The 6,106-nt window shown below is 69.3% G+C and carries 5 protein-coding genes; 3 read left to right on the forward strand and 2 right to left on the reverse strand.

The window, feature by feature from the left end; all coding sequences use genetic code 11:
- Nucleotides 1-65 precede the first annotated feature (65 nt).
- Nucleotides 66-1,316, reverse strand: a complete 1,251-nt coding sequence (locus tag ACLQ2Q_RS09820; RefSeq protein WP_425820258.1) for an FAD-binding protein — start codon at nt 1,314-1,316, stop codon at nt 66-68.
- Nucleotides 1,313-2,638, reverse strand: a complete 1,326-nt coding sequence (locus ACLQ2Q_RS09825) for an MFS transporter (protein ID WP_425820259.1) — start codon at nt 2,636-2,638, stop codon at nt 1,313-1,315. Before ACLQ2Q_RS09825 ends, ACLQ2Q_RS09820 begins: the two co-directional genes overlap by 4 nt.
- A 20-nt stretch (nt 2,639-2,658) precedes the next feature.
- Between ACLQ2Q_RS09825 and prfB the strand changes: the two genes are divergently transcribed.
- From prfB to ftsX, 3 genes are all read left to right on the forward strand, one after another.
- The gene (gene prfB, locus ACLQ2Q_RS09830) at nt 2,659-3,768 is read left to right on the forward strand and encodes a peptide chain release factor 2 (RefSeq protein WP_425820260.1); all 1,110 of its coding nucleotides are present in this window, start codon (nt 2,659-2,661) and stop codon (nt 3,766-3,768) included.
- Between the two features lie 162 nt (nt 3,769-3,930).
- Entirely contained in the window at nt 3,931-4,977 is a 1,047-nt protein-coding gene (ftsE, locus tag ACLQ2Q_RS09835) for a cell division ATP-binding protein FtsE (RefSeq protein WP_425820261.1), read from the forward strand.
- The gene (gene ftsX, locus ACLQ2Q_RS09840; protein WP_425820262.1) at nt 4,974-5,888 is read left to right on the forward strand and encodes a permease-like cell division protein FtsX; all 915 of its coding nucleotides are present in this window, start codon (nt 4,974-4,976) and stop codon (nt 5,886-5,888) included. Before ftsE ends, ftsX begins: the two co-directional genes overlap by 4 nt.
- Nucleotides 5,889-6,106: the final 218 nt, after the last annotated feature.

Below are 6,106 nucleotides of genomic sequence, written 5' to 3' on the forward strand. Positions count from 1 at the left end.
ACGGTCCATCCTCCCTGATCGCATTTCCCGTGCGGACGGGATTGACAAGGCTGTGGAGAAACCCGTTACAGCCCGAGCTCCGCCATCCAGTCGTTGCGCAGCACTCCTCGGGGGTCGAACCGCTCCCGCAGCGCGGCGAAGTCCGACCACCGCGGATACAGCCGGCCGACGTCGCGCCGGACGAAGAGCTTGCCCCAGTGCGGGCGCGCGTCGAACGGCGCGAGCGCCGCCTCGAGGTCGGGAAGGAACGCCTCGACCCCCGGCTGGTCGGGCAGCCATGTGAAGTGCAGGCCGACGGCATCCGTCTCGTACGACGAGCTCAGCCACAGGCCATCCGACGCCACCGTGCGCACCTCGCACACCTGCAGCAGCGGCGATATGCGCCCCGCGAGCGACCGGAGGGTGCCGAGAGCCTCGACCGCGAAGCGCCGCGGCACGAGGTATTCGGACTGCAGCTCCTCGCCGTTGGAGGGCTGGAAACCCATGCGGAAGTGCGGCAGCCGGTCGAGCCACGGCCCGGCGGAGCCCTGCTGCGGCGTGCAGTTCACGGCAGAGACACCGGGCAGTGGATGCCGGTCCTGCGGCGCCGGCCGCGCACCGAGCACCTCGTCGGGCACCGTGCCGCCGGCATCCACCCGCGCCTTCATCCAGAGCTGGTCGACGACGTCGGCGTCCCGCCAGGTCGTGAACATGCTCGTGCTGTAGCCGAGCGCGGTGACGGCATCGAGATCCGCGAGCACGCCGTCCCACGGCAGTCCTTCGAACACGGTCTGCGCGATCTCGAACGACGGCACGATGTCGAGGTCGATCGCGACCATCACGCCGAGGGCGCCCAGCGAGACGACCGCCCCTTCGAAGTCCGCGTCGCCTCGTTTGAGGGAGTGCAGGTCGCCGTCCGGTGTGACGAACTCGACGCGGGCGACGGATGCCGCAAGCGAGGGAACGCGGTCGCCCGAGCCGTGTGTTCCCGTGGCCACGGCGCCGGCGACGGAGATGTGGGGGAGGGAAGCGAGGTTCGGCAGGGCCCAGCCCCCCGCCTGGAGTTCGGCGGCGAGGTCGCCGTAGCGCGTGCCGGCCGACACCCGCACGAGCCTCTGGTCGGCGAAGATGTCGGCGACCGACGGCAGTGCGGACACGGAGACCAGCGTGCTGTGCGTGTCGGCGATGCGGTTGAAGGAGTGCCGAGTGCCGAGCGCGCGTACTCGCGAGGCGCCCCGCAGCACATCGGCGAGCTCCTCCACGCTCGTCGGTCGTGCGATCTCGGTCGCCGAGTAGGCGAGATTTCCGGCCCAGTTCGTTCCCACAGCGGTCGTCATGGTTCCACTCTTTCATCATCCGGCGGACCGGCGTCGGCACCGGTGCGAGGCACGAACATGGGAACCCATCGGACGAAGGCGCCGGCGCCCAGCAGGCCGACCACTCCGACCAGCCCGGTGGCGAGGGCGAGCGAGAACGCGGCCGTCAGGCCCGCGACCACGAGCGGGGTGATCGCCCCACCGGCATCGGTCAGCGTGCGCCACGATCCGAGGAAGGGGGCAGGGTCCTCCCGCGGCGCGACGTCAGCGCCGAGGGTCAGCAGGATGCCGGAGGACAGGCCGTTTCCGACGCCGAGGATCATCGCGAACACCCCGAACCACAGGTCGGCGGTCGGCAGGTCGTGCGTGAACGCGAGGGCGAGGAACCCCAGTCCCATCAGCACCATCGCCGGCAGCGCCGCCCAGAGGCGGCCGAATCGGTCCATCACCTGGCCGCTCGCGTAGAAGAGGGCGAAGTCGATGGCGCCCGAGAGCCCGACGATGAGCGCGATCGTCGACGCGTCCAGGCCGATCGACACGCCCCAGAGCGGGAGCACGAGCTGGCGCGCGGATCGCACGGCGGACAGCGAGGCGGCCGCGAGGCCGAGTCGAGAGAGGAGGCGGCGGTACTCCCACATCGTGCGGAAGACCCCGGCTCCGGGTTTCAGGGCGCGACCCAGGCCGGACGTCGGGATGGAGCCTGTGACCGGCTCGCCCGTGTCTTCGACGGAGGCTCGAGCCCCGGCATCCGCCCCGTTCACGACCTTCTCCGGGTCGGGCCCGAGAAGTACGAGCGCCACGGTGGCGATCAGGCACACCCCGAAGAACCAGATGGCGGCGTGCTCGTCGCCGAAGAGCGCCAGCAGCCCGGCAGCGACGAACGGACCGATGAACATGCCGAGCCGGAAGGTGCCGCCGAGCAGCGACAGGGCACGGGCGCGGAAGCCGAAGGGCACCCGCGTCGTCATGAAGGAGTGCCGGGCCAGGCCGAAGGCGGCGGCGCAGAAGCCGATGACGAACACGGATGCCGCGAGCACGCCGATGTGCGCCGCGAAGATCATGCCCGCCACGCCGGCGAGGCAGACGACCCCCGCGATCGCCATGGTCAGGCGTTCGCCGATGCGGGCGACCGCCCACCCCGCCGGAAGATTGCCGCAGAGCTGCCCGACGACGAGGGCCGAGGCGACGAGCGCCGCGGTGGCGATGTCGGCGCCAAGCTGCGCGGCGAGCACCGGCAGCAGCGGGATCACCGCGCCCTCGCCGACCGCGAACAGCAGGGTGGGACCGTAGATCATCGGCGCGAACCGGCGGAGGACGGTCGTCGCGCTGTCGGTCACGAGCATCCACGTTAGTCTGGAGTGTCATGCTCGAACTCGATCTCTCCGCCGACATCCAGGCGCTTCGCACCACGTTCCGCGACATCCGCGAGGTGGTCGATGTCGAGCGCCTCCAGGGTGAGATCGCCCGTCTCAGTGAGGAAGCCGGTGCGCCGGACCTCTGGGACGACACCGATAAGGCTCAGAAGGTCACGAGCGCGCTGAGCCACCGCCAGTCGGAGCTCGCGAAGATCGAGAGCATCGAGTCGCGCCTCGATGATCTCGATGTGCTCGTCGAGCTCGCGAACGAGATGGGCGACGAGGACTCCGCCGACGAGGCTCGCAAGGAGCTGGCAGAGCTCGAGGACATCATCGGCCAGCTCGAGGTGCAGACGCTGCTCGACGGCGAGTACGACGATCGTCCCGCTGTCGTCACCATTCGGGCGGGTGCGGGCGGGGTGGATGCCTCCGACTTCGCCGAGATGCTGCTGCGGATGTATCTGCGCTGGGCCGAGCAGCACAAGTACCCGGTCACGATCATGGACTCGTCCTACGCGGAGGAGGCGGGCATCAAGTCCGCCACGTTCGAGGTCGACGCCCCCTACGCCTTCGGCACCCTGAGCGTCGAAGCAGGCACGCACCGCCTCGTGCGGATGAGCCCGTTCAACTCGGCCGGCAAACGGCAGACGTCGTTCGCCGCGGTCGAGGTGATTCCGCTGCTCGACGAAGCCGTCGAGGTGGAGATCCCCGAGTCGGACCTGCGCGTGGACGTGTTCCGCTCGTCAGGTCCAGGCGGGCAGTCGGTCAACACGACCGACTCCGCCGTGCGCCTGACGCACCTTCCCACCGGCACCGTCGTGTCCATGCAGAACGAGAAGTCGCAGATCCAGAACCGTGCCGCCGCGATGCGCGTGCTGCAGTCGCGCCTGCTGATCCTCCAGAAGGAGCAGGAAGCCGCGATCAAGAAGGACCTCGCGGGCGTCATCACCGCGAGCTGGGGCGATCAGATGCGCTCGTACGTGCTCGCGCCGTACCAGATGGTCAAGGACCTGCGCACGGATCACGAAGTCAACAACCCGTCCGCCGTCTTCGACGGCGACCTCGACGGCTTCATCTCCGCGGGCATCCGCTGGCGCAAGCGCCCCACCGACGACTGAGCGACCTTCCGTTCCAGACCGGGTCCCGCTCCCTGAGCCTGTCGAAGGGTCGCGCGGGCAGGGACGCCTCGACAGGCTCGGCGACCGGGGGCTTTAGCGGATGCCGCCGCGTTGGGTGTCGCTGGGCCACGACTCGCGTGGCGAGAATAGGCTCGTTCAGCCATGATCCGCTTCGAAAACGTCACCAAGAGGTATCGCGGCACCGTACGGCCGGCGCTCGACGACGTCGACTTCGAGGTGCAACGGGGAGAATTCGTCTTCCTCGTCGGGCCCTCCGGATCGGGAAAGTCCACGTGCCTGCGCCTGATCCTGCGCGAGGACACCCCCAGCTCCGGCCGCGTCGTCGTGCTCGGCCGTGACCTGCGCACCCTCTCGAACCGCCGCGTCCCGTACTTCCGTCGGCACATCGGTGCGGTGTTCCAGGATTTCCGGCTTCTCCCGTCGAAGACCGTGTTCCAGAACGTGGCGTTCACCCTGCAGGTGATCGGGTCCTCCCGCGGCTTCGTGCAGCAGGCCGTACCCGAAGCGCTCCGCCTTGTCGGCCTCGAGGGCAAGGAGAAGCGGTTCCCCCACGAGCTCAGCGGCGGCGAGCAGCAGCGCGTGGCGCTTGCACGAGCCCTGGTGAACCGGCCGCAGGTGCTGCTCGCCGACGAGCCGACCGGCAACCTCGACCCGGGCACGTCCGTCGACATCATGCAGCTGCTGGCCCGGATCAGCGCCGGTGGCACCACCATCCTCATGGCGACGCACGAGGCCGGCTTCGTCAATCAGATGCAGCGCCGCGTGATCGAGCTGAGCGATGGCCAGATGGTGCGCGACGAGCGCCACGGCGGATACGGCGACACGTCCGCGATCCCGAGCCTCACCCCGCTCGTCGAGCGCGGAGCCGCCAGCGTCGCGGCTCTCACCGCGGTGCTCGAGGTGCAGCGCGAGGTGCTCGCCACCGACTCCGTGCAGCTGGCCGCGGCATCCACCATTCGCGAGCCCGAGGTCGAGGCGCTTCACCACCAGCCGGATCTGATGGAACCCGATCCCGAGCCGGAGACCGAGGCGGAGGCGATCCGAGAGGCCGAGGCATCCCCCCCGATGCACACCGGCCCGGTGGCCCTGCCGCAGATCGCCGACATCGAACTCGCGGATCTCGGCGTCGCCGATCGGCTCGGCCTGTCCGGGCACGACGACGAGGAAGAAGTGGGGCCGACCACATGAGGTTCGGTCTGATCGCGTCGGAGGTCTTCACGGGTCTTCGCCGCAACGCGTCGATGGTCATCTCTGTGATCCTCGTCACCTTCGTGTCGCTGACGTTCGTCGGCGCGGCGATCCTGATGCAGGCGCAGATCGGCACGATGCGCGACTTCTGGGTGGATCGTGCCCAGGTCGCGGTCTACATGTGCACGTCGGTCTCGACCGAGGACACGTGCGTCGGCGGAGAGGCGACCGATCAGCAGGTCGCCGAGGTGGAGGCTGCGCTGCAAAGCCCGACGCTCGCGCCACTGATCCAGAACGTGCGCTTCGAGACCCACGAGGAGGCGTACGCGAACCTGATCGAGCTGCTCGGCGACGACTACGCCGACGTCATCACGCCCGAGCAGGTGAACGAGACATTCTGGGTGAACCTGCGCGACCAGACGCAGTCCGATGTGCTCATCGAGGCGTTCAGCGGAACCGCCGGCGTCGAGGAGGTCGCTGACCAGCTGCAATACCTGGAGCCGCTCTTCTCGGCGCTCACCGTCGCCACCTACATCGCGGTGGGCATCGCCGCGCTCATGCTGATCGCCGCGGTACTGCTGATCTCGACGACCATTCGGCTCTCCGCATATGCCCGCCGCAAAGAGATCGGCATCATGCGCCTGGTGGGCGCATCCAATCGCTTCATCCAGACCCCGTTCGTGCTCGAAGGCGTCTTCGCCGCCCTGATCGGGTCCGTGCTGGCCAGCGCGGCGATCGTCGCCGGCGTGCAGTTCGGTGTCAACGACTATCTGCGGCAACGGGTCGATTTCGTCACCACCTGGATCGATCTCACCGACGCGGTGCTCGTCATCCCCGTTCTGATCGGCATCGGCGTCATCCTCGCCGCGCTGTCCGCGGGCTTCGCGATCCGGCGCTGGCTGCGCGCGTAGCCCTGGCATCCGTGTCGGCATCCGCGCCCCCGTCCCGGCCTTCATCCGCGCGTCCGGGCCTGCATCCCCCACCGCGGCGGGCCAGCTGCCGGCTCGCGTCGGTCCCTGAGCCGGGCTCCCGTCGGTCCCTGAGCCGGCTCGCGTCGGTCCCTGAGCCGGCTCGCGTCGGTCCCTGAGCCGGCTCGCGTCGGTCCCTGAGCCGGCTCGCGTCGGTCCCT

Origin of the sequence: Microbacterium sp. DT81.1 (assembly GCF_049844955.1) — a bacterium.
Taxonomy (GTDB): domain Bacteria; phylum Actinomycetota; class Actinomycetes; order Actinomycetales; family Microbacteriaceae; genus Microbacterium.

What these genes read in the sequence shown, in the direction of transcription:
- ACLQ2Q_RS09820 (WP_425820258.1), bottom strand. Translation starts at nt 1,316, where the DNA reads ATGACGACCGCTGTGGGAACGAACTGGGCCGGAAATCTCGCCTACTCG.
- ftsE (WP_425820261.1), top strand. Translation starts at nt 3,931, where the DNA reads ATGATCCGCTTCGAAAACGTCACCAAGAGGTATCGCGGCACCGTACGG.
- ftsX (WP_425820262.1), top strand. Translation starts at nt 4,974, where the DNA reads ATGAGGTTCGGTCTGATCGCGTCGGAGGTCTTCACGGGTCTTCGCCGC.
- prfB (WP_425820260.1), top strand. Translation starts at nt 2,659, where the DNA reads ATGCTCGAACTCGATCTCTCCGCCGACATCCAGGCGCTTCGCACCACG.
- ACLQ2Q_RS09825 (WP_425820259.1), bottom strand. Translation starts at nt 2,638, where the DNA reads ATGCTCGTGACCGACAGCGCGACGACCGTCCTCCGCCGGTTCGCGCCG.